Raw genomic sequence first — 18,714 nt, 5'->3', positions numbered from 1 at the left:
ACTTATCGGAGAGCCAATAGATAAAAAATAAAAGAAATTATTAACTGAGGAGGACTTTTGAGATGAATGCGAATGCCACAATAATGGCCAAATCTCATGAAATAGACCGTAAATGGTATGTGATTGATGCTGAAGGTAAGGTATTAGGACGACTGGCTACAGAAGTTGCAAATATTTTACGAGGAAAAAACAAACCAATCTTTTCACCACATATGGATTGCGGTGATTTTGTTATTATCATTAATGCCGATAAGATTGTGTTAACCGGAAACAAGCTGGATCAAAAATTATACAAAACATATTCTGGATATTGCGGTGGGTTAAAAGAAATGACCTACCGAAAATTCTTAGCTGAAAAACCAGAACTTTTGGTTTTCAAAGCAGTGAAGGGTATGATCCCACATAACAAATTAGGGGATAAAATTGCGACTAAACTTAAAGTTTATGCTGGCAACGAACATCCACACGCTGCACAATTGCCTGAAGTTTACGAATTTTAATGCTGAGAAGGAGGAAATAGAGAATGGCTAAAGTACAATATTTTGGAACTGGACGAAGAAAAACCTCGGTTGCCCGAGTTCGATTATTACCAGGGAGTGGAAAATTCACCATTAATGGACGTGATATTGATGAATTTTTCGGAATGGAAACCTTAAAGGTTATCGCAAGACAACCATTAACATTAACTGATACACTAAATACATTTGACGTGATTGTCAATGTCCACGGTGGCGGTTTTACCGGACAGGCTGGAGCAATCCGACATGGGATTTCCCGTGCCCTGCTTGAAGCAGACATCAACCTGCGACCTGCACTGAAACGTGCCGGATACTTAACTCGAGATTCACGTATGGTTGAAAGAAAAAAATACGGTCTCAAAAAAGCCCGTCGTGCACCACAGTTTTCAAAACGTTAATATCAGACTTTTTACAAGGTCCTGCGACATTCAATGTTGCAGGACTTTTCAGTGCTATGCAATATAAAATTAAGAAAGCAGGAATTTATGAATAACAAACAACCCATTATCAACATTGCAGTCATCGCCCATGTCGATGCCGGAAAATCTACTCTGGTAGATGCCCTTTTAGGACAAAGCAATGTTTTTAGAGAAAATCAGGAGGTCGTGGACTGCGTAATGGACAGCAATGACCTTGAACGAGAACGCGGAATCACCATATACTCAAAAAACTGTTCCATTATGTACAAAGACATCAAAATTAATATTGTCGATACCCCCGGCCATGCCGATTTTTCTTCAGAGGTTGAACGAATCCTGAAGACGGTTGATACGGTTGTTTTGTTGGTCGACTCCAGTGAAGGACCGATGCCGCAAACCCGTTTTGTCCTGAATAAGTCGCTGGAAAAAGGTTTGAATCCGATTCTTTTCATTAATAAAATCGATAAAAAAGATCAGCGTGCTGAAGAAGTTGTTGATATGGTATTTGATTTATTTGTCGAACTCAAAGCCAATGACAAACAGTTGGATTTTCCGGTTCTTTATGGGATTGCCAAAGAAGGTATTGCCATTCGAGATATGGATGATGAAGGCGTCAATTTAGCGCCTTTGTTTGAAACCATTGTTGAACATGTTGGCCTACAGGATGATCTGAGTCTTGAACCCCTGCAGATGCAGGTTTCTTCACTGGCCTATGACGATTATATCGGTCGTCTGGGAATTGGAAAGGTCTATTCCGGAACCATCCATGCCGGGGAACAAATCGAAATCTGCAAAACCGACGGCAGCTTTAAAAAGGAAAAAATTAACCAGGTATTTGTTTACCGAGGCTTAGCACGAGTCGAGGTCAAAGAAGCAAAAGCCGGAGATATCGTCGTTATTTCGGGCATCCCGGATATATCCATCGGGGAAACCATTGGTGAGATCAATCAGGTTCAACCAATGGAACTGATAGAGATTGAACAACCAACCCTGTCGATGAATTTTCTGGTCAACAAGTCACCTTTTGCTGGCGATTCCGGAAAATTTGTGACCACCCGACATATCCGGGCCCGGTTGGAAAAAGAACTGGAAGTCAACGTCGGTCTGTTAGTCGAAGAACTGGAAGATACCACTGACGGTTTCAAGGTTTCCGGCCGTGGTGAGCTTCATTTGTCGATCCTGCTGGAAAACATGCGTCGCGAAGGTTATGAAGTAGCGGTTTCGAAACCGGAAGTTATCATGCACCGGGATGAGAATAATAAATTGATGGAACCGGTTGAACTGGTTATTGTATCAGTACCGGAAAAATATTCGGGTGCGGTTATTTCAAAACTCAACATCCGAAAAGGTCGCATGGAAAGCATGTACACCGACGAAAACTGGACAAAAATGGAATTTTTTGTACCGACCCGGGGATTACTGGGCTATCAAAGTGAATTTATTAATGATACCCATGGTGAAGGAACGATGGTTCGACGATTTTCCGCTTTTGAAGAGCATAAAGGTGATATTCCCCAACGTCTCAATGGGGTTCTTATTTCCCAGTTTGCTGGTGAAACAATGGCCTATTCATTGTTTAATTTAAGTGATCGTGGTGAAATGCTGGTTAGAGCCGGAACGAAAGTCTATGAAGGCATGATTATTGGAATCAATAATCGTAGTGACGATATGACGGTTAATCCGACTAAGAATAAAAAAATGACCAATGTTCGTTCTTCAGGAACCGATGAGGCCTTAAAATTGGTCGAACCAAGAATTATGACGTTAGAACAAGCGATCGAATTTATTACTGACGATGAGTTGGTGGAACTGACACCAACCGATATCCGGATTCGCAAGAAAGTCCTGGGCGAACTGGAACGAAAACGTAGCTCCCGCTAAAAATCAAGGAACGCCTAAACAGCGTTCCTTTTTTGCGCGAAGGTAACGAGCCAATCGCAAGCTCGCTTGCAGTTGGCGACTGCTCGCGAACCAAAGATGAAGCTAAGCGGAATCGTGGTTGCGTGTGTAAATGACAAAAGTGGGCGATATCAATGCCGGTACAAAAAATAATAATTGACCGTTAAACTTTTAGTGTGATATCATGTAGTAAATACAAGTAATTGCTGAACTGAGGTAAAAAATCATGGTGTCCTCAATTGCCGATCTGATCTTAAACAGGAGGTTAAACGAATATGATTGATATTGACAAGCAAGAAGCTGAAGAAGGCAAAATTATGGCTATTTTTGCCTACATTATTTTTCTGATTCCCTTATTCGCAGCAAGTGATAATCAATTTGCCCGATACCATACCAATCAGGGTGTGGTGCTGTTTCTAGCTTGGCTGGCTTTGACCGTGGCTGGAATAATTATTGGAGTGATACCCGTTATCGGCTGGATCTTGTCCACCATTCTTTTTAGTGCGGTACCTCTGGCGTTTGTTGGTTTTGCCATTTATGGGATCATTAATGTAATTCAGCTTGAAGCTAAACCACTTCCTTTTATTGGTGGGATCACCTTGATCAAGTCCTATTAAGTCGTTCTTCATACATTATAATAGATATTTAAAAAGCATTGCTCAACCAGGCGATGCTTTTTACTTGGTAAACAAAAAATTAAGCGGAATCCGATAGCCTTGTGCTATAATAGCAAAAATATGAAAAGGCGGTGAACTTGTGGAAAACAACAATGACGGGAAAAATAGAAATCAAGATATGAGTGACAAGAACTTCAAAAACTTTTTCTTCTTAATTACCTTTGGAATCTGTTTACTGGTAGCCCTTCTGAATTTAAAGTATCTGGTCGGATATCTGGGACTTTTTGTGAATATTATTACGCCGGTGCTGATCGGTCTGGGAGTTGCTTTTATCTTAAACATCCCGATGTCGTTTATTGAGACACACTTTTTGGGTTTTATGAATCGTTTCAAAAATAAAGCAAGACGGTTCAAAAGCAAAAAAAATCGCGATATCAACAAGGGTAAACGGATGATTGCTATTACCCTGACATTCATCTTTGTGATCGGCATTCTGGCTGGATTGATAACCTTTGTCATTCCTCAGGTGAGTGAAAGCATTGATACCCTGATGATAAAATTACCGGGTTATGTCGACTCCTTTAATTCTCTGGTTGACGATGTTCTGGCGTTCTTCAATCTGCCGGAAACATTATGGAGCGATATTACTATCGAATGGGATACGCTGATGGAGCAGTTTGGTAGTCTTTTACTGAGCTCAGTTCCAGAAATCTTCAATGCCACAAAAAATATCACCGTTGGTTTCTTTAATGTGATCATGGGGATTGTCATTTCCATTTATCTGCTGGCGGACAAAGAGAATTTATTAGCTCTCAAGGATAAACTGATCTATGCCTATGTCAGAAAAGATCGCGCTGATTTTATTCAAGATGTCAGCACCACTGCCAACCAGGTATTTCATGGCTTTATTGCTGGACAAATAACTGAAGCTTTTATTCTGGGATTCTTATGCACCGTTGGCCTGGCCATCTTACAGATCCCCTATGCCTTGCTGATTGGGGTTCTAGTTGGCATGACCAGCGTAATTCCGGTCTTCGGCGCCTTTTTGGGGGCCGTCCCCAGTGGTTTTATTTTGCTGGTGGTGAACCCGATTTACTGTCTGATCTTTGTCGTTTATATTATTGCGCTGCAGCAGTTTGAAAGTAATGTGATTTATCCGCGAGTCGTGGGCGGATCGATTGGCTTATCTGGTTTATGGGTACTGGTCGGGATGATTATCGGTGGCAGCCTGTTTGGCTTCATGGGAATTATTCTGGGGATTCCGTCCTTTGCAGTATTCTATGCCGTCTTCAGAAAAATTACCAATGAACGGATTGAAAAAATGACAGCCGAACAGGAAGAACTGGCCTAAGCAAAAGGTCGGGTCTATAAAAAGCGTCCTTTAGAGGATTGACCAATTGGTTCAATTTCTAAAGGACGCTTTTTAGCTTTTATTTTTTAGTTGTTTTGGTCTTTTCCAACTGTTGTTTGGCTTTCGAGGCCATCAGCGTTAAACTCATCGTAAAATTCTGGAAACCGATATAAAAAGGATGTCGCATATCCAGTTTGCGGATCTCACCGCGGGGATCCAGCAAGCGGTTGGGCGGATGGTTATGGTGAGGAAGTTTGGAGTCGCCGCCGACGACAACCCGTTTTCCGGCAATACTGTTTAACAGAATGTTGACCACATCCCAGGCGGATTCATAGGCGATTATTTTGCTCTGGTTCGCGCTGATCGTGGGGGCATATTTGCGAATGAATTCGGCCGAAAACCCCTGACTGTTAAAGGTGACACAGCGATTGATTTTATTGCCATCAACGACGGTAATGTATTGACTGTTATTACCGCCCTTGGAATGTCCAGTTAAGGTATACTCCTTAAAAGTGAAGGCCGCATCAACGGTATGGAAAAATTCCAGGGCTTTTAATTGTTGCGGCGTATCGGTTAAAAAGCCGCCCTTGATATTGTCAACCCAGCCGATACCGGTCGTGCCCCGAAAAGCGATGATTCCGCAGTCGGGGATGACATCAGAAAAACAATAGGCCACCAGGCCATTATCCGGCTGGTTTGTATAGGCCAGAACCTTCAGGGCGGTGAGCCTGGGATTATCCATCATCAGATGCAGAGATTTATCCCACTCGGAGGCGGACATGGCGCAATCGCCCTGCAGCGCTTTGACATTTTGCAGCAGCGCGGTTACCATTTCACCCACCGTATATTCTGGTAGCAGACCAGGTTCAACGGGAAGATCCAGGGCCGCGAGCTGACTGAGCAGATTAAGTTCGCTATGATACAACATCGCTCTTACCTCCTTGGCAAGAAATTTGTTAGTGGTTTAAGAAAATACCCATAAAATGCTTATAGATACCGACAAAATTATTTTACATCGTGCTCCGTTTTAGCCGACTTGTTTTTTTCCATATAGGCCTTATAGAGTTCCAGGGAACTCTGGTGATCTTGATGGGCCATCTTGGGGAAAGCACTCATAATCCGGCGATGAGAATAACGGTTGATGAATTTGGTTTCGTTGATGCGATTGGTCAGTGAAACAATTAAGTGGTGGGCAGAATCTTTAGCTTCGGAAAGCTTGCCATCCTTCAGATCCCGGACTCTGGCAGTAACTTCGTGAGCGGTAGTAATGCCCTTTTCTTTTAAATTATCCTTAAGTTCGGTGGTTGCTTCGTAAACGCTGCTGAGTTTTTTATTAAAGGAAACTGTTTCGCGGGTCGATTCGACTAGATCGCTGAGGAAAAATACTGCTGCAACAGTGGCAATAACCTGGATCCAGAACGACGAAAAACTGTTAACCAGATCATAGACAATCGGATGAACCACATACATCAGCACCACACACAACAGCCCAAAGAGAAATGAATTAAGCAGACAGACCCGGCCATTGATATTAAATTTGTGGTCGGAGTAGTCCCACCATTTGGCATGAAATAGTTTTTCCATCCCCCAGCTGGTGACATACTCCAGGGTGCTGGTGAGAATAATCCCGATGAAAAAGACCAGGATTGGATCACTGACATAGGGCATTAAGAACATGATAATAATCAACGCACCGACTCCATAAATGGGACAATAGGGGCCGTTTAAGAAGCCCCGGTTAATAAATTTTTTTTCCGGGATGGAGCAGTACACCACTTCGCACATCCAACCGATGATTGCATAAAGAAAAAAATAAATAAATAGCAGACTCAGATTATAATACATAAAGGATTCCTTTCAAATTAAAAACTTTGGATCATTTTAACATATCATTTTATTGTCTCATAGATAAATCGTTTATTAAATTAATTTTTGCAACTGGTTTACACGGCAAATATTTATCCAACATGGATGGATATGTTTTTGTTTTTTCAAATCGGATCGTTTATAATAAATGATATACCCAAAATCATGACCAGGCAACGAACTAATCAACAAAATAGGGAGCGTAAATGAAAACGAATAAGATTGAGATAACAAACAGTGAACAACTTATTGATATTACCGAAAGTGTCCGGGAGTATCTCGACCAGTCCCGGTTAAAAGATGGCTTTGTGCAGATTCAAATTCCCGAGCGAACCGCCGCAGTGATCATTTCAATCAATGATGACTGGCGGCTGCAACGCGAGTTTTTTGATAAGCTGAACCACCTGATGCCCAAGTATGACGGCATGAAGTTTACCGGATGGACCACCTCCTGCGTCAAGGCAACGATATTTGGACCGTCACTCCAGGTGATGGTGACCAATGGGACCTTGATGCTGGACAAAAATCAGAGTATTTATTTTGTTGAATTTCAGGGACCGGGTGAGCGTCAATATTTCATTAGCAGTTTAGGGACTATCTTGGCCGAAAACGAGGAAGCGTCGATGCCGGAAGAATTGGCTTTGATTTTTGAAAAGCGGAAAGCTTATGAGGATGAACAGGAACAGATAAAAGAAGAAATGCGAAATGAGTGGCGTTTGCGGGAAGAGCAGCGTCAGAAGCTGGAAGCTGAAAACAAAGACACAACCACCAGCGAGAATAGCGCAGAGAGCGAAGAATAGAAAACTTACGCAAAAAAATGAGCGAACAGAGAAAGGCAGTAGCAATGAGCTGGGAATTATTAGGATCGGATCGAATTATCAAAACAACAGAATTATCTGACTTCGTTAACACGGAGATGATTATTCCAAAAGAACTGATCAGTTTTTTTGGCAGTGCCGGAGAACGACTGGCAATTATTTATCAGAATCGGGAATATCCTTCGTATCTGGAAACAGAAGGCGGTAATGCCAAACTGAAATGGAGCAAGGTCCTGATTCGCAAGCTGGGAGAAGCCTTTCCGGATTATGAATCCTGGTTTGGTGGAAATCCTGAAGTCGCGAAAACGCCAAGGCTGGAAATGGCAAAAGCCAACGATGTTTTCAGTCTGCGGTTAATGATGGAAAATGATGAGGATAATCAGGGCGAAGTGCAAAAAAGCGCCCCGCTCATGGCGGCCATCCCACCAGCTGCCGGACTCCAGGAGCTATTGGTAAAATGGATTACCGGTTATCCCAATTATTATCCCAGAGACTTTCGCTTTTCCTTTAAAGATGTGATCAACGAAGAGATCCCGAAGGTGATTGAAAGCTTTGACAGCATCCGATCTGGACATTATAAGGTACTGGGCTTTGCCGGAGACAGCCAATGGGCCGAAATCCCCTGGGTTAAAGTGCTGGATAAAGAAAGTCAGAGCATTAATAATGAAGATCTTTATCTGGCTTATATTCTGGCTATGGACAGCCGTAAGCTTTATTTGGCCATCGTCTATGGGGAAGAAGGGGTTGGGATCAGAAGTCTTTCGGAAAAAGCCGCTGCATATCGAAAAAAAATCGCGACCGGAAACTACCAGACCAACCACAAAGAGGTTTTGCTGGCCAATGCCAGCCTGGTAGCAGGGATTGTCTGCTATCGGGAGTATACCGAAACGGAGATGCCTGCAGATGCCGTACTGGCAGCTGAATTTGAAGATTTCCGAAAAATGTATGAATGTTGCATCGCTCAGGATCAGATGACTGATAAAGCAGCGGTCAGCGGTGAACCAATTGAAGCAATTATTAAAGAAGTGGATTCTCGGATCGAAAATGATGCGGTGGCCGAAATTCCGGAAACACCGGAAATTTCTGTTCAGGAACTGGTTGCGGAACAACAGGATTCGGTACCAGCAGAAACTGTGACGGTTGTCTTTGATAATCGTGTTGAAGAAAGTCAAATTGAAGAAAACCCGAGCAAAGAAACTTCGCGCAGCGATAAAAATGCTAGAGATCAATCGGCGGTTTTGAATCCGGAAAGCTCCGACCCGGCGGTAACCATGGGAAGCGGAAATACCAATGAAGAAAAAAACAAAAATTTGGAGGACGTTGAATCCGTCCCGGAAGAACTAAGGGATTTCAATCGTCAACAGCTCGAAACGGAAATGCATGCCCATGAAGAGCAGAAACTACCCCCCCAATTCCAGGCTGAAATGACAGAAACAGCTACGGAAGCGAACCATCTTAAATCCGCAGCGGAAGCACAAAATCTTTTAACACAATCATTTAGCCGCTATCCGGTTAAGAATGATTATCTCACCCCCGACCTCCAATTGGTTCAGGCAAAAATGGGAAACAAGGGCTATTACTATCCGGCCGAATTAATTAAAGCCTATTACCTGTCCATAAAATCAAAACCATTTGTGATGATTAGAGGTCGGGTGGGTAGCGGTAAAACAAGCTTTCCCCGGCTCTTTGCCGAAGCAATCGGTGCCAGTCCGGAAAACGGTCGCTTTAAGCGACTGCTGGTGGGGAAAAATTGGGAGAACGATACCCATTTGATGGGGCATCTGGACAGTCGCGGCCACTTTATTCCCGGACCCCTGATGCTGATATTAAAGGCCGCCAAAGAATATCCGGATAAACCCCATTTTTTGCTGCTGGACGAAATGGACCAGTCTCCGGCCGCAGATTACCTGCGGCTGTTGCTGGAAGGAATCAATGGCAGCAAGGAGCCCTTTTTAAACCGGGAAGATTTTGGTGCCGATATCACAGCATTCCGGGAGTACGGCAGTTTGAATTTTCCGGACAACCTTTATATTATCACCACCATCAATGAAGGCCCGGGTCATTTTCCTGTCCCGGCCCGGGTCATTGACAGCGGTAACGTGATCTCAATGCCAGTGGTAGAAATTGGAGTTTTTCCCGACTACGGCAGTCCTGTCGGCAACAGTGACTGGGAAAACAGCCAGTTTAAAATCCACAGCCAGGCTAAGGGTCTGCCGGAAATTCTCGAGCGCCTGATGCATTTGCTCAACGGGGTACAACAGTTGTTAATTGACCATGACTGTCCGATGGGATATCGGGGCAAAAATGAAATCCTGGCCTTTGGGATCAACAGCGGTGCTGAGGGTTTGTTCAGCGAACTGGAGGTTATTGATCTGGCCATTCTGCAACGAATTTTTCCAGTGTTGGCCGGTGATGAAAAAACTGGCGCCGAAGTTTATCAGGCCCTGGCGTCTTTTTTGCTTGATGAAGGTCTGCGGGAAAACTATCTTAATCAGCCCTTAAGGAGCTTTATCAGTCGCTATGAAGCGTTGCTGAAAGCCGCAGCAATTCCCTGTCCCCGCAGCGGACAAGTGCTCTTAAAACAATTAAAAAGTAAATATCAGAAGGGCAGTAACTAAAAAAGCCAATTAATTCAGGCTTATGCCAGCATCTCCCAGTCCGTATGATTTGACCGGGAGATGCTGTGAAATAAGACCAATTAATTGGCTTTAATAATGGCTTGAATCGGATACTCAACCGGCTTCCTGTTCAGCAACTTTGTCTGATAAAAAATTGATCAGTTCTTTGATCAGTTCCTGGCGGCGGAGAATGCCGATAAAAATACCCTGGTCATCAACGAGCGGAATGAAGTTCTGTTTGACGGCCAGTTCCACCAAATGTTCATAGCTTTCATTGATTCGGGCCACCTCCAGATTGATCTTAAAATCGATATCTTTGATTTCAAAAGACCCTAAATCAATTTCCGGATGGGTGAGACTCAGTGACAAAACCCGGAGCAGGTCTCCCTCACAGATGGTTCCCACGTATTGCCCTTTCTTATTAATTACCGGGAGAGCCGTATAATTGGTAATAACAAACATATTGTAAGCTTGATTAAATGAATCAGTATTGGTCAAAAAGACGGTTTCGCTTTTGGGTAATAAATAAAACAGGTGGTTTTTCATACAAATGATCTCCTTATTCTTCATAAAAGATTGGAAGGTTTCAATTTAGAATTTATTTTAGCATGAATTTCACAAATCTCCCTTAAGGAATTTCTTAATGTCGCCTATAATATTATGAAAAAATCCAATTTATCTTTCACGAAACGGCCTTGTTAGTGTATAATTAACATTAACGAATGAATGAGGGAACTAAAATGGAAGAGTTTTTGTTATATATTCAATCAAGAATCACCGTCGCCAGTATCATTGAGATAGTCATTATTTCTTTTATTGTCTACCGGCTATTGATGTGGATTCGGGGAACCCAGGCCGAACAGGTTTTTAAAGGCTTGATTGTCTTGCTTTTTTTATCGCCCATCAGTGCATGGCTGGGTTTTACTACCCTGAATCTGATTATCACCAGCGCCTTTACCTGGGCGTTTATTTTCATTGTGGTGGTATTTCAGCCGGAATTTCGTTCCGCTTTGGAACAATTGGGAAACAACCGGATTTTTAAAGAGATAATGAAGAAGCCCTCAATGGATTTTCTGGAAGACGATGTTGACAAAATTATCAAAGCGGTCAGTAAACTATCTTGCGAACGGACTGGTGCGCTGATTGTGCTGGAAAAAGATACCGGACTCAATAATATTGTCCAAACCGGGACGGAGCTGGATTCGGATATCAGTAGTGAATTGCTGGAAAATATTTTCACCCCCAATCGGCCCCTCCATGATGGCGCCGTGATTATCAAGCTGTGGTCCCGACAAATTCGTGCGGCAGGTTGTTTACTGCCCCTTTCTGACAACCGCGATTTAAGCAGTGAATTGGGAACCCGGCATCGGGCGGGATTGGGAATGACTGAAAAATCTGATGCGCTGGTGATTATTGTATCCGAAGAAACCGGGCAAATATCCTATGCGTCCAAAGGCACCTTGTTTCAGGACATTATCATCGAGGTTCTCAAACAAATTATTCTGGAGAGCTATACAGTCAGCGAGGACGGCAATATCGACAGCGGTTGGATTAACAAACTCTGGGGGAGAATAGATGGCAGCAAATAAAAAAAAGATTTCTCTGCGCGAACGATTATTTCGAATCCTGGCATCAGTTGGCATTGCAATTACTCTCTGGTTTATGGTCAATGGAAACGCTGATATGCTGATCACCCAAGATTTTAACAGTATCCCAATAACCTTGAATAAGGTCGAATCGCTAACCGAAAAAAACCTCGTTCTGGCAGATGATAAGAATTATTATCTTAATTTACAGGTTAAGGGTACCGATAAAAACCTCAGAAATGTTAATATGAAAGAAGTTACTGCTGAAGTTGATCTCAGCGATATTGAAGCTAAGGGAACCTATCACCTGGATGTGGAAGTTAAGGGACTGGCCAACTCAGTTATTATCAGTAGTATGAATCCCACCAGTCTCTCAATTGAAGTGGACAATATTATTAAAGAAAACCTGGATGTGGTTATCTTATTGGAAGGAAAACCGGCCAATGATTTATCGGTGATTTCAGCCGAATCACTGGAGCAGGTCGAAGTGGAAGGACCGGAAGCGTCTATCGCCCGGATTGATAAAATTACTGCAACGGCAGATGTGAGCGGTCTGGAATCGGATACGACCCGGCATCTGGAGGTTGCAGCTTATGATGCTACCGGTGACCCGATTACGGATTTGGAGATATTACCAAACGTCGTTAAAACTGAGATCGTCCTTGGGAAAACGAAATCGATTGGAATTATTCCGTCAACAACCGGGAGTCCGGCTAACGGCTATATTGTCACCGGCGTACAAGTTGAACCCTCCAAGGTACTAGTTGGCGCTAATGAAGCATTACTGAATTCGATCGAGACGATCCCCATGGATCCTATTGATGTATCGGGACAGTCGAAAACATTCACTAAAGACATCAATCTGACACCGCCAGTGGGCTGTTATTTCCTCGATGATGGCGGAAAAGTCAAGGTGACGGTTTCCATTGAAAGTCCGGTGGAAAAAAGCTTTACCATTGATAAGGTAAGCACCAAAAATCTGGGTACCGGTCTGGTGGCGGCCAAAGTCAAAGATGCCCGGGTGGTGGTTAAACTGGAAGGCGCCAGCAGCATTTTAAACAGTTTAAATGCGTCTCAGATTGAGGCTTTTGTTGATTGTGCCAATTTACCCCCGGGGGAATATGAATTGCCGATTCAGACCAATTTATCGCAGTCTTTGGTCAAATCGATCACCCCGGCAAAAACAACAGTAATAATTGAATAGAAAATTTGAATGAACAATAAAATTTACATAAAATTTAATACAAAATCTTGCATTTGACAATAATTTAACATATAATAGCAGGAAGTAATTTTTTCAGAGAATTACATTCACACCAAAAACACTATTTTAAGGAGGAAATTAAAAGTGAAAAGAGTTTATAATTTTTCAGCTGGACCATCTTGTTTACCACTAGAAGTCCTGGAAAAAGCTGGGTCTGAAATGGTATCCTATGGAGATGCCGGCATGTCCGTGATGGAGATGAGTCATCGATCATCCTATTTTGACGATATTCTGCAAGCCGCAAAAAATCTTTACCGAGAACTGATGAATGTCCCAGATAATTATGAGATTCTGTTTTTACAAGGTGGAGCATCAACTCAGTTTGCCATGATTCCATTGAATCTTTATTCAAAAACCAATAAAGCCGATTTTATGATTACCGGCAGTTGGGCAAAAAAGGCTTATCAAGAGTCAGCCCGTTATGGAGAAGCAAAGGTTATTGCATCATCCCAGGATCAAACCTTTTCCTACATCCCCAAGGTGGATCCTAAGGATTTTACACCCGATGCTGATTTCTTCCATATTTGCGTTAATAACACCATTTACGGAACACGATTTAAACCTGAAAATATTCCTGATACCGGAAATGTGCCTTTAGTTGGGGATATGTCTTCTAATATCTTATCAGAAGTATATGATGTATCTAAATTTGGTCTGATTTATGCCGGTGCTCAGAAAAACATGGGACCTGCTGGTGTAACGGCAGTGATCATTCGCAAAGACTTACTGGGTCATGCCAAAGATTTCACCCCAACGATGCTGGATTATAAAATCCATGCCGATAACGATTCTTGCTACAATACGCCACCATGCTACAGCATTTATATTTGCAAACTTGTTTTTGAATGGGTTAAAGCAAACGGCGGCGTTGCCGGAATGGAAGCAGTCAACAAAGAAAAGGCTCAAAAACTGTATGATTTTATTGATAACAGTAAGCTTTATAAAGGGACCGTTGTGCCGGAAGACCGATCACTTATGAATGTACCTTTTATTACCGGATCTGACGAATTAGATGCGCTATTCGTTAAAGAAAGCAAAAAAGCCGGAATGGAAAACCTTAAAGGTCATCGTAGCGTTGGCGGAATGCGGGCCAGCATTTACAATGCCATGCCAATGGCGGGTATTGATACCCTCATTGATTTCATGCAGAAATTTGAAAAGGAAAACGCCTAGGCGTTTTTGCTAAGAAAGGAAATACGACATTGAATTATAAAGTTCAGACTCTCAATAATATTTCTAAAAAAGGGTTAAAATTATTAGGTGAAAATTATACGGTTTTAGATCAGCCGGAAAATCCCGATGCGATTTTGCTGCGAAGCTATAAAATGCATGATATGGATATTCCCGAGTCAGTTAAATTTGTGGGCCGGGCTGGTGCCGGGGTTAATAACATTCCCCTGGATAAATGTTCCGAACAGGGCATTGTTGTCTGCAACTCGCCTGGTGCCAATGCCAATGCGGTAAAAGAACTGGTAATCGCTGGGATGCTCATCTCTTCACGTAAGGTGGTTGATGGGATCCAGTGGTCAAGTACACTGGCTGATAAGGGTGATGAAGTCCCCGCGCTGGTTGAAAAGGGTAAGGGCGCTTTTGGTGGCCCGGAACTTTATGGCAAAAAAATGGGCGTTATTGGTTTAGGTGCCATTGGGGTGCTGGTTGCCAATATGGCTGTGGATTTTGGGATGAAGGTTTATGGCTTTGACCCCTTTATTTCCATCGACAATGCCTGGGGATTAAGCCGGAAAGTCAGACGTGCCGTCAGCAAAGAAGAAATTTTTAAAAACTGCGACTACATTTCTCTACATATTCCTTATATGGATGAAACCAAGGATTACGTCAATGCCGATCTGTTAAAAGATACCAAAGAAGGGCTGCGATTACTTAACTTTGCCCGGGGCGGACTGGTTAATTATGATGCTTTGGAAAATGCCATTGAAGAAGGCACCATTGCAACCTATATTACCGATTTCCCAAATGAACGCTTGTTGAAAATGAAAAATGTAATCAATATTCCTCATCTTGGTGCCTCAACCCCAGAAAGTGAAGAAAACTGCGCTGAAATGGCCATTCATTCGTTAAAAGAATATCTGGAAAATGGAAATATTATTAATTCTGTCAATTATCCGGACTGCAATATGGGTGTTTGCGAAGCCGAAAACCGAATTACCGTGAACCACGCCAATGTGCCAAACATGTTGGGACAGATCACCAAAATTCTGGCTGACCACGATCTCAATATCGCGGTGATGACCAACAAAAACAGAGGCGCTTGGGCCTACACCATGATCGACGTTGACAGCAATGTCGGTGAAGACGTGAAGACTGCTTTAAAAGGCATCAAAGGCGTCACCCGGGTCCGTATTTTAAAATAAGTAAACCATCCCAAGAAGTGGTCTTCGTTAATCCGAAGCCACTTCTTTATTAAAAACAGGAGGAAAAAAATGGCAACAATCAAACCCTTTAAAGCGGTTCGTCCGGTTCCTGAAAAAGCTCAGGATGTGGCGGCCCTGCCCTATGATGTCTATAACCGGGAAGAAGCAGCAATAGCGGCCCGGGGTAAACTGGATTCTTTTTTACGGGTTGACCGACCGGAAACGACGCTGGACCCGCGTACTAAAATCAATGATCCCTTTGTTTATGAAACGGCCAGAAAAAATCTCGAAAAACTGTTTCATCGAAATGCCTTGACTCAGGATACTAAAGATTGCTTATATATTTATGAGCTGATCATGGATGGCCGCAGCCAGGTCGGACTGGTTGTCTGTACCGCCATTGATGAGTATCTCGATAATACCATCAAAAAGCATGAGCTGACCCGAGCTGATAAAGAAGAGGACCGGATTAAACATGTCGACGCCTGCAATGCCAATACTGGACCGATTTTTCTGACCTATCGGGCTCAGGATGAAATCAATGCGATGGTGGATGGCTGGCGTCAAGCCCATGATCCCGTTTATGATTTTGTCGCCGAAGACGGGATAACTCACCGGGCCTGGGTGGTTGACGATGAGGCTGTGATTAATGATTTAGTTGAAAAATTCGGCCATGTTGAAAGTTTGTACATCGCCGATGGACACCACCGTTCGGCTTCAGCTGTCAAGGTTGGCCTGATGCGTCGGGAAGCAAACCCTAATTATACCGGCGAAGAGGAATTTAACTACTTCCTGTCGGTATTATTTCCCGATGAACAGTTGTATATCATGGACTATAACCGGGTTGTCAAGGATCTCAACGGTCTCAGTGTTGAAGAACTCTTAACGGCGCTAACCGAAAAATTTGAGGTAACACCTAAGGACAAAGAACCAGTGACCCCGCCACACAAAGGCAGTTTTGGCCTATATGTCGATGGCAAGTGGTATCTGCTGACTGTCAAAGAAGGGGTTTATGATCCCGCTGATCCGGTTAATTCACTGGACGTGGCGATTCTGCAAAACAATATCCTGATCCCGATTCTGGGCATCGGCGATATCCGCACTGATAAACGGATCGACTTTGTTGGTGGCATCCGGGGCTTAAAAGAACTGGAGCGACGGGTCAACGAAGATATGGTATTGGCGATTTCGATGTATCCCACCGCGATTGAAGAGCTGATGAACATTGCTGATGCCGGTATGGTAATGCCGCCAAAATCGACCTGGTTTGAACCAAAATTAAGAAGCGGATTGTTTATTCATAATCTGTAGTAAGCAAAAAAGAAAAGGACAATGCCTGGATCATCGGGTTTCGGATAAGCTTCTGAAACCCGCGGGACAGAGGATTGTCCTTTATTTTTCGGTAGACTGTTGTCGGAGCGAATAAAAAGACAAAAATTTCCCTCTGATTATCATTGAAGCATGATGAATTATATGATATCCTTTTCAACAACAGTGAACTGAAAGATGACGAAGCCTCTGATTCTGACAGCGAACTGGACAATTAACAAGCATCGATAAGCATTTATCGAAATAAGGAACAAAGCTATCGTACTGATGCCATCCGGGTTCGTCCCTAATGGAAAGGCGAGAGAATCATGTGTCATTCACCCATATCATTTTTTATAAATGGTTTGGCTATTTGCGTATTTTTCCCTGTGCCATCGCGGTACAGGGATTTTTCGCGTTAAGGCAACGAGCCAATCGCAAGCTTGCTTGCAGTTGGCGACTGCCCGCGACCGAAATGAAGCGCAGCGGAATTGAGGTTTCGTTAGGCAACGAGCCAATCGCAAGCTCGCTTGCAGTTGGCGACTGCCCGCGACCGAAATGAAGCGCAGCGGAATTGAGGTTTCGTTAAGGCAACGAGCCAATCGCAAGCTCGCTTGCAGTTGGCGACTGTCCGCGACCGAAATGAAGCGCAGCGGAATTAAGGTTGATTTTTGGCTAAGGGTAGCTGGTTTAAAAGAAGGTGAACGAGGAGCTTAAGATGGAAAAAAGAATTGGACTCATAGCAATTGTGGTGGAAAAAAAAGAAGCGGTGGAAAAACTGAACAAGGTGCTGCATGATTATGGCGAACATATCGTCGGACGAATGGGAATCCCTTATCATCAACGCAACGTTTCAGTGATCAGTGTGGTTGTCGATGCATCCACCAATATTATCAGCTCCCTGTCTGGGAAGCTGGGAATGATTGACGGCGTGAATATTAAAACGGTTTATTCAAAATTGCCCAAAGGTGAAGACGCAGATGATAACAATGAATGAAATAACTGAAAAGCTGGAGAATGAGCAGTTTCTGGAAAAAGACGAGTTCAAATGGCTGCTGGAAAACAACACTCCCGAATTACGGGCGGATCTTTCAAAACGGGCCCAAAGAGTGGCCGGAGAAACCTTTGGCAAGGGGGTTTATGTCCGGGGACTGATCGAATTCAGTAATTATTGCAAAAATGACTGCTATTATTGCGGCATCCGCTGCGGCAACGAACAGGCCCATCGCTATCGCTTAAGCGAGCAGGAAATCCTTGATTGTTGTGCCATCGGATATGATTTAGGATTTCGCACCTTTGTCCTGCAGGGCGGCGAAGATCCAGATTTTTCAGATCAAATGATGGTTGAACTGATCGGAAAAATCAGAGCTGGCTACAACGACTGTGCCATCACCCTGTCGTTGGGGGAGCGGCCCCGCGCTGTTTATGAAGCATTTTTTGCCGCCGGTGCCAACCGTTATTTACTCCGCCACGAGACCGCCACCGCCGAGCACTATCAAAAACTTCATCCCCGCGAGCTATTGCTGGAAAATCGAACCGAATGTCTCCGGAATCTCAAAGAAATCGGCTTTCAGGTCGGCACTGGCTTTATGGTCGGATCACCCCATCAGACGGTGGAAAATCTGGTTGCGGACCTGGTCTTTATCAAAGAACTAAACCCCCAGATGATCGGCATCGGTCCCTTTATCCCCCATCAGCACACCCCTTATAAGGATGCTGAAGCCGGCACCCTGGAAGAAACCCTGTTGCTTATTTCAATCCTGCGGTTGATGCTGCCTAAGGCCTTGATTCCGGCCACCACGGCGCTGGGAACGATTGATCCTAATGGTCGGGAATTGGGAATCCTGGCCGGGGCCAATGTGGTCATGCCGAATCTGTCTCCGGTATCGGTGCGAAAAGATTACAGTCTTTACGACAATAAAATCTGTACGGGCGACGAAGCGGCTGAATGCCGGGTTTGCTTAAGCAAGCGGATGGAAGGAATTGGCTACGAAATTTTAACCCACCGGGGCGATTACCCCCAAAAATAAAATTCAGGTACTTGTTTCAATAAACCAAAATAAAAACTTTAGGAGCGT

Annotated in this window: 17 protein-coding genes; 14 read left to right on the top strand and 3 right to left on the bottom strand. The window is 43.6% G+C overall.

Annotation, left to right across the window (positions count from 1 at the left end):
- Positions 1-62 precede the first annotated feature (62 nt).
- The 5 genes from rplM (at position 63) to A3KS_RS0102715 (ending at position 4,804) form a co-directional block, all read left to right on the top strand.
- On the top strand, positions 63-500 hold the full coding sequence (gene rplM, locus A3KS_RS0102735; RefSeq protein WP_035355020.1) for a 50S ribosomal protein L13: 438 nt from the start codon (positions 63-65) through the stop codon (positions 498-500).
- Positions 501-523: 23 nt separating this feature from the next.
- A complete protein-coding gene (gene rpsI / locus A3KS_RS0102730; RefSeq protein WP_026393603.1) occupies positions 524-916 on the top strand; it encodes a 30S ribosomal protein S9 in 393 nt (130 codons plus the stop codon).
- Positions 917-1,003: 87 nt separating this feature from the next.
- Positions 1,004-2,818, top strand: coding sequence for a translational GTPase TypA (typA, locus tag A3KS_RS0102725; RefSeq protein ID WP_026393602.1), 1,815 nt, complete (start codon positions 1,004-1,006; stop codon positions 2,816-2,818).
- 293 nt (positions 2,819-3,111) lie between these two features.
- Positions 3,112-3,453, top strand: a complete 342-nt coding sequence (locus A3KS_RS0102720; protein WP_026393601.1) for a hypothetical protein — start codon at positions 3,112-3,114, stop codon at positions 3,451-3,453.
- Positions 3,454-3,592: 139 nt separating this feature from the next.
- Positions 3,593-4,804: an AI-2E family transporter gene (locus tag A3KS_RS0102715; protein WP_051355611.1), complete on the top strand. Its 1,212-nt coding sequence runs from the start codon at positions 3,593-3,595 to the stop codon at positions 4,802-4,804.
- Between the two features lie 79 nt (positions 4,805-4,883).
- Here the strand turns inward: A3KS_RS0102715 and A3KS_RS0102710 are convergent, their stop codons facing one another.
- Positions 4,884-5,732, bottom strand: coding sequence for an Mbeg1-like protein (locus A3KS_RS0102710; RefSeq protein ID WP_026393599.1), 849 nt, complete (start codon positions 5,730-5,732; stop codon positions 4,884-4,886).
- A 77-nt stretch (positions 5,733-5,809) separates the two neighbouring features.
- Positions 5,810-6,649: a putative ABC transporter permease gene (locus tag A3KS_RS0102705; RefSeq protein ID WP_026393598.1), complete on the bottom strand. Its 840-nt coding sequence runs from the start codon at positions 6,647-6,649 to the stop codon at positions 5,810-5,812.
- Positions 6,650-6,876: 227 nt separating this feature from the next.
- Here A3KS_RS0102705 and A3KS_RS0102700 point away from each other — a divergent pair, with 227 nt between their 5' ends.
- Together A3KS_RS0102700 and A3KS_RS0102695 are read left to right on the top strand one after the other, a co-directional pair.
- On the top strand, positions 6,877-7,470 hold the full coding sequence (locus A3KS_RS0102700; protein ID WP_026393597.1) for a secondary thiamine-phosphate synthase enzyme YjbQ: 594 nt from the start codon (positions 6,877-6,879) through the stop codon (positions 7,468-7,470).
- Between the two features lie 17 nt (positions 7,471-7,487).
- The gene (locus A3KS_RS0102695) at positions 7,488-10,106 is read left to right on the top strand and encodes an MrcB family domain-containing protein (protein ID WP_084504859.1); all 2,619 of its coding nucleotides are present in this window, start codon (positions 7,488-7,490) and stop codon (positions 10,104-10,106) included.
- A 114-nt stretch (positions 10,107-10,220) separates the two neighbouring features.
- Here A3KS_RS0102695 and A3KS_RS0102690 read toward each other — a convergent pair whose 3' ends face one another.
- The gene (locus A3KS_RS0102690; RefSeq protein WP_026393595.1) at positions 10,221-10,652 is read right to left on the bottom strand and encodes a CBS domain-containing protein; all 432 of its coding nucleotides are present in this window, start codon (positions 10,650-10,652) and stop codon (positions 10,221-10,223) included.
- Positions 10,653-10,846: 194 nt separating this feature from the next.
- Here A3KS_RS0102690 and cdaA point away from each other — a divergent pair, with 194 nt between their 5' ends.
- The 7 genes from cdaA (at position 10,847) to hydE (ending at position 18,666) form a co-directional block, all read left to right on the top strand.
- Positions 10,847-11,695: a diadenylate cyclase CdaA gene (cdaA, locus tag A3KS_RS0102685; protein ID WP_035355016.1), complete on the top strand. Its 849-nt coding sequence runs from the start codon at positions 10,847-10,849 to the stop codon at positions 11,693-11,695.
- Positions 11,682-12,896: a CdaR family protein gene (locus A3KS_RS0102680; RefSeq protein ID WP_051355610.1), complete on the top strand. Its 1,215-nt coding sequence runs from the start codon at positions 11,682-11,684 to the stop codon at positions 12,894-12,896. Before cdaA ends, A3KS_RS0102680 begins: the two co-directional genes overlap by 14 nt.
- 144 nt (positions 12,897-13,040) lie before the next feature.
- On the top strand, positions 13,041-14,129 hold the full coding sequence (gene serC / locus A3KS_RS0102675) for a 3-phosphoserine/phosphohydroxythreonine transaminase (RefSeq protein ID WP_026393592.1): 1,089 nt from the start codon (positions 13,041-13,043) through the stop codon (positions 14,127-14,129).
- Positions 14,130-14,158: 29 nt separating this feature from the next.
- Entirely contained in the window at positions 14,159-15,328 is a 1,170-nt protein-coding gene (locus A3KS_RS0102670) for a phosphoglycerate dehydrogenase (RefSeq protein ID WP_026393591.1), read from the top strand.
- A 69-nt stretch (positions 15,329-15,397) separates the two neighbouring features.
- Positions 15,398-16,639, top strand: a complete 1,242-nt coding sequence (locus A3KS_RS0102665; protein WP_026393590.1) for a DUF1015 domain-containing protein — start codon at positions 15,398-15,400, stop codon at positions 16,637-16,639.
- Between the two features lie 715 nt (positions 16,640-17,354).
- On the top strand, positions 17,355-17,633 hold the full coding sequence (locus A3KS_RS0102660; protein ID WP_026393589.1) for a TM1266 family iron-only hydrogenase system putative regulator: 279 nt from the start codon (positions 17,355-17,357) through the stop codon (positions 17,631-17,633).
- Positions 17,626-18,666 carry a [FeFe] hydrogenase H-cluster radical SAM maturase HydE gene (gene hydE, locus A3KS_RS0102655; protein WP_026393588.1) on the top strand — a complete coding sequence of 347 codons (1,041 nt, stop codon included), beginning with the start codon at positions 17,626-17,628 and terminating at the stop codon, positions 18,664-18,666. The genes A3KS_RS0102660 and hydE overlap by 8 nt, the downstream gene beginning before the upstream one ends.
- The last annotated feature ends 48 nt before the right edge of the window (positions 18,667-18,714 follow it).

It is taken from the genome of Acetobacterium malicum subsp. dehalogenans DSM 11527 (assembly GCF_000472665.1).
Taxonomy (GTDB): domain Bacteria; phylum Bacillota; class Clostridia; order Eubacteriales; family Eubacteriaceae; genus Acetobacterium; species Acetobacterium malicum.
This window is presented reverse-complemented; position numbering and strand designations above follow the sequence as displayed.

What these genes read in the sequence shown, in the direction of transcription:
- cdaA (WP_035355016.1), top strand. Translation starts at nt 10,847, where the DNA reads ATGGAAGAGTTTTTGTTATATATTCAATCAAGAATCACCGTCGCCAGT.
- A3KS_RS0102700 (WP_026393597.1), top strand. Translation starts at nt 6,877, where the DNA reads ATGAAAACGAATAAGATTGAGATAACAAACAGTGAACAACTTATTGAT.
- typA (WP_026393602.1), top strand. Translation starts at nt 1,004, where the DNA reads ATGAATAACAAACAACCCATTATCAACATTGCAGTCATCGCCCATGTC.
- A3KS_RS0102690 (WP_026393595.1), bottom strand. Translation starts at nt 10,652, where the DNA reads ATGAAAAACCACCTGTTTTATTTATTACCCAAAAGCGAAACCGTCTTT.
- A3KS_RS0102665 (WP_026393590.1), top strand. Translation starts at nt 15,398, where the DNA reads ATGGCAACAATCAAACCCTTTAAAGCGGTTCGTCCGGTTCCTGAAAAA.
- A3KS_RS0102660 (WP_026393589.1), top strand. Translation starts at nt 17,355, where the DNA reads ATGGAAAAAAGAATTGGACTCATAGCAATTGTGGTGGAAAAAAAAGAA.
- A3KS_RS0102710 (WP_026393599.1), bottom strand. Translation starts at nt 5,732, where the DNA reads ATGTTGTATCATAGCGAACTTAATCTGCTCAGTCAGCTCGCGGCCCTG.
- rpsI (WP_026393603.1), top strand. Translation starts at nt 524, where the DNA reads ATGGCTAAAGTACAATATTTTGGAACTGGACGAAGAAAAACCTCGGTT.
- A3KS_RS0102720 (WP_026393601.1), top strand. Translation starts at nt 3,112, where the DNA reads ATGATTGATATTGACAAGCAAGAAGCTGAAGAAGGCAAAATTATGGCT.
- A3KS_RS0102695 (WP_084504859.1), top strand. Translation starts at nt 7,488, where the DNA reads ATGAGCGAACAGAGAAAGGCAGTAGCAATGAGCTGGGAATTATTAGGA.
- hydE (WP_026393588.1), top strand. Translation starts at nt 17,626, where the DNA reads ATGAATGAAATAACTGAAAAGCTGGAGAATGAGCAGTTTCTGGAAAAA.
- A3KS_RS0102680 (WP_051355610.1), top strand. Translation starts at nt 11,682, where the DNA reads ATGGCAGCAAATAAAAAAAAGATTTCTCTGCGCGAACGATTATTTCGA.
- A3KS_RS0102705 (WP_026393598.1), bottom strand. Translation starts at nt 6,649, where the DNA reads ATGTATTATAATCTGAGTCTGCTATTTATTTATTTTTTTCTTTATGCA.
- rplM (WP_035355020.1), top strand. Translation starts at nt 63, where the DNA reads ATGAATGCGAATGCCACAATAATGGCCAAATCTCATGAAATAGACCGT.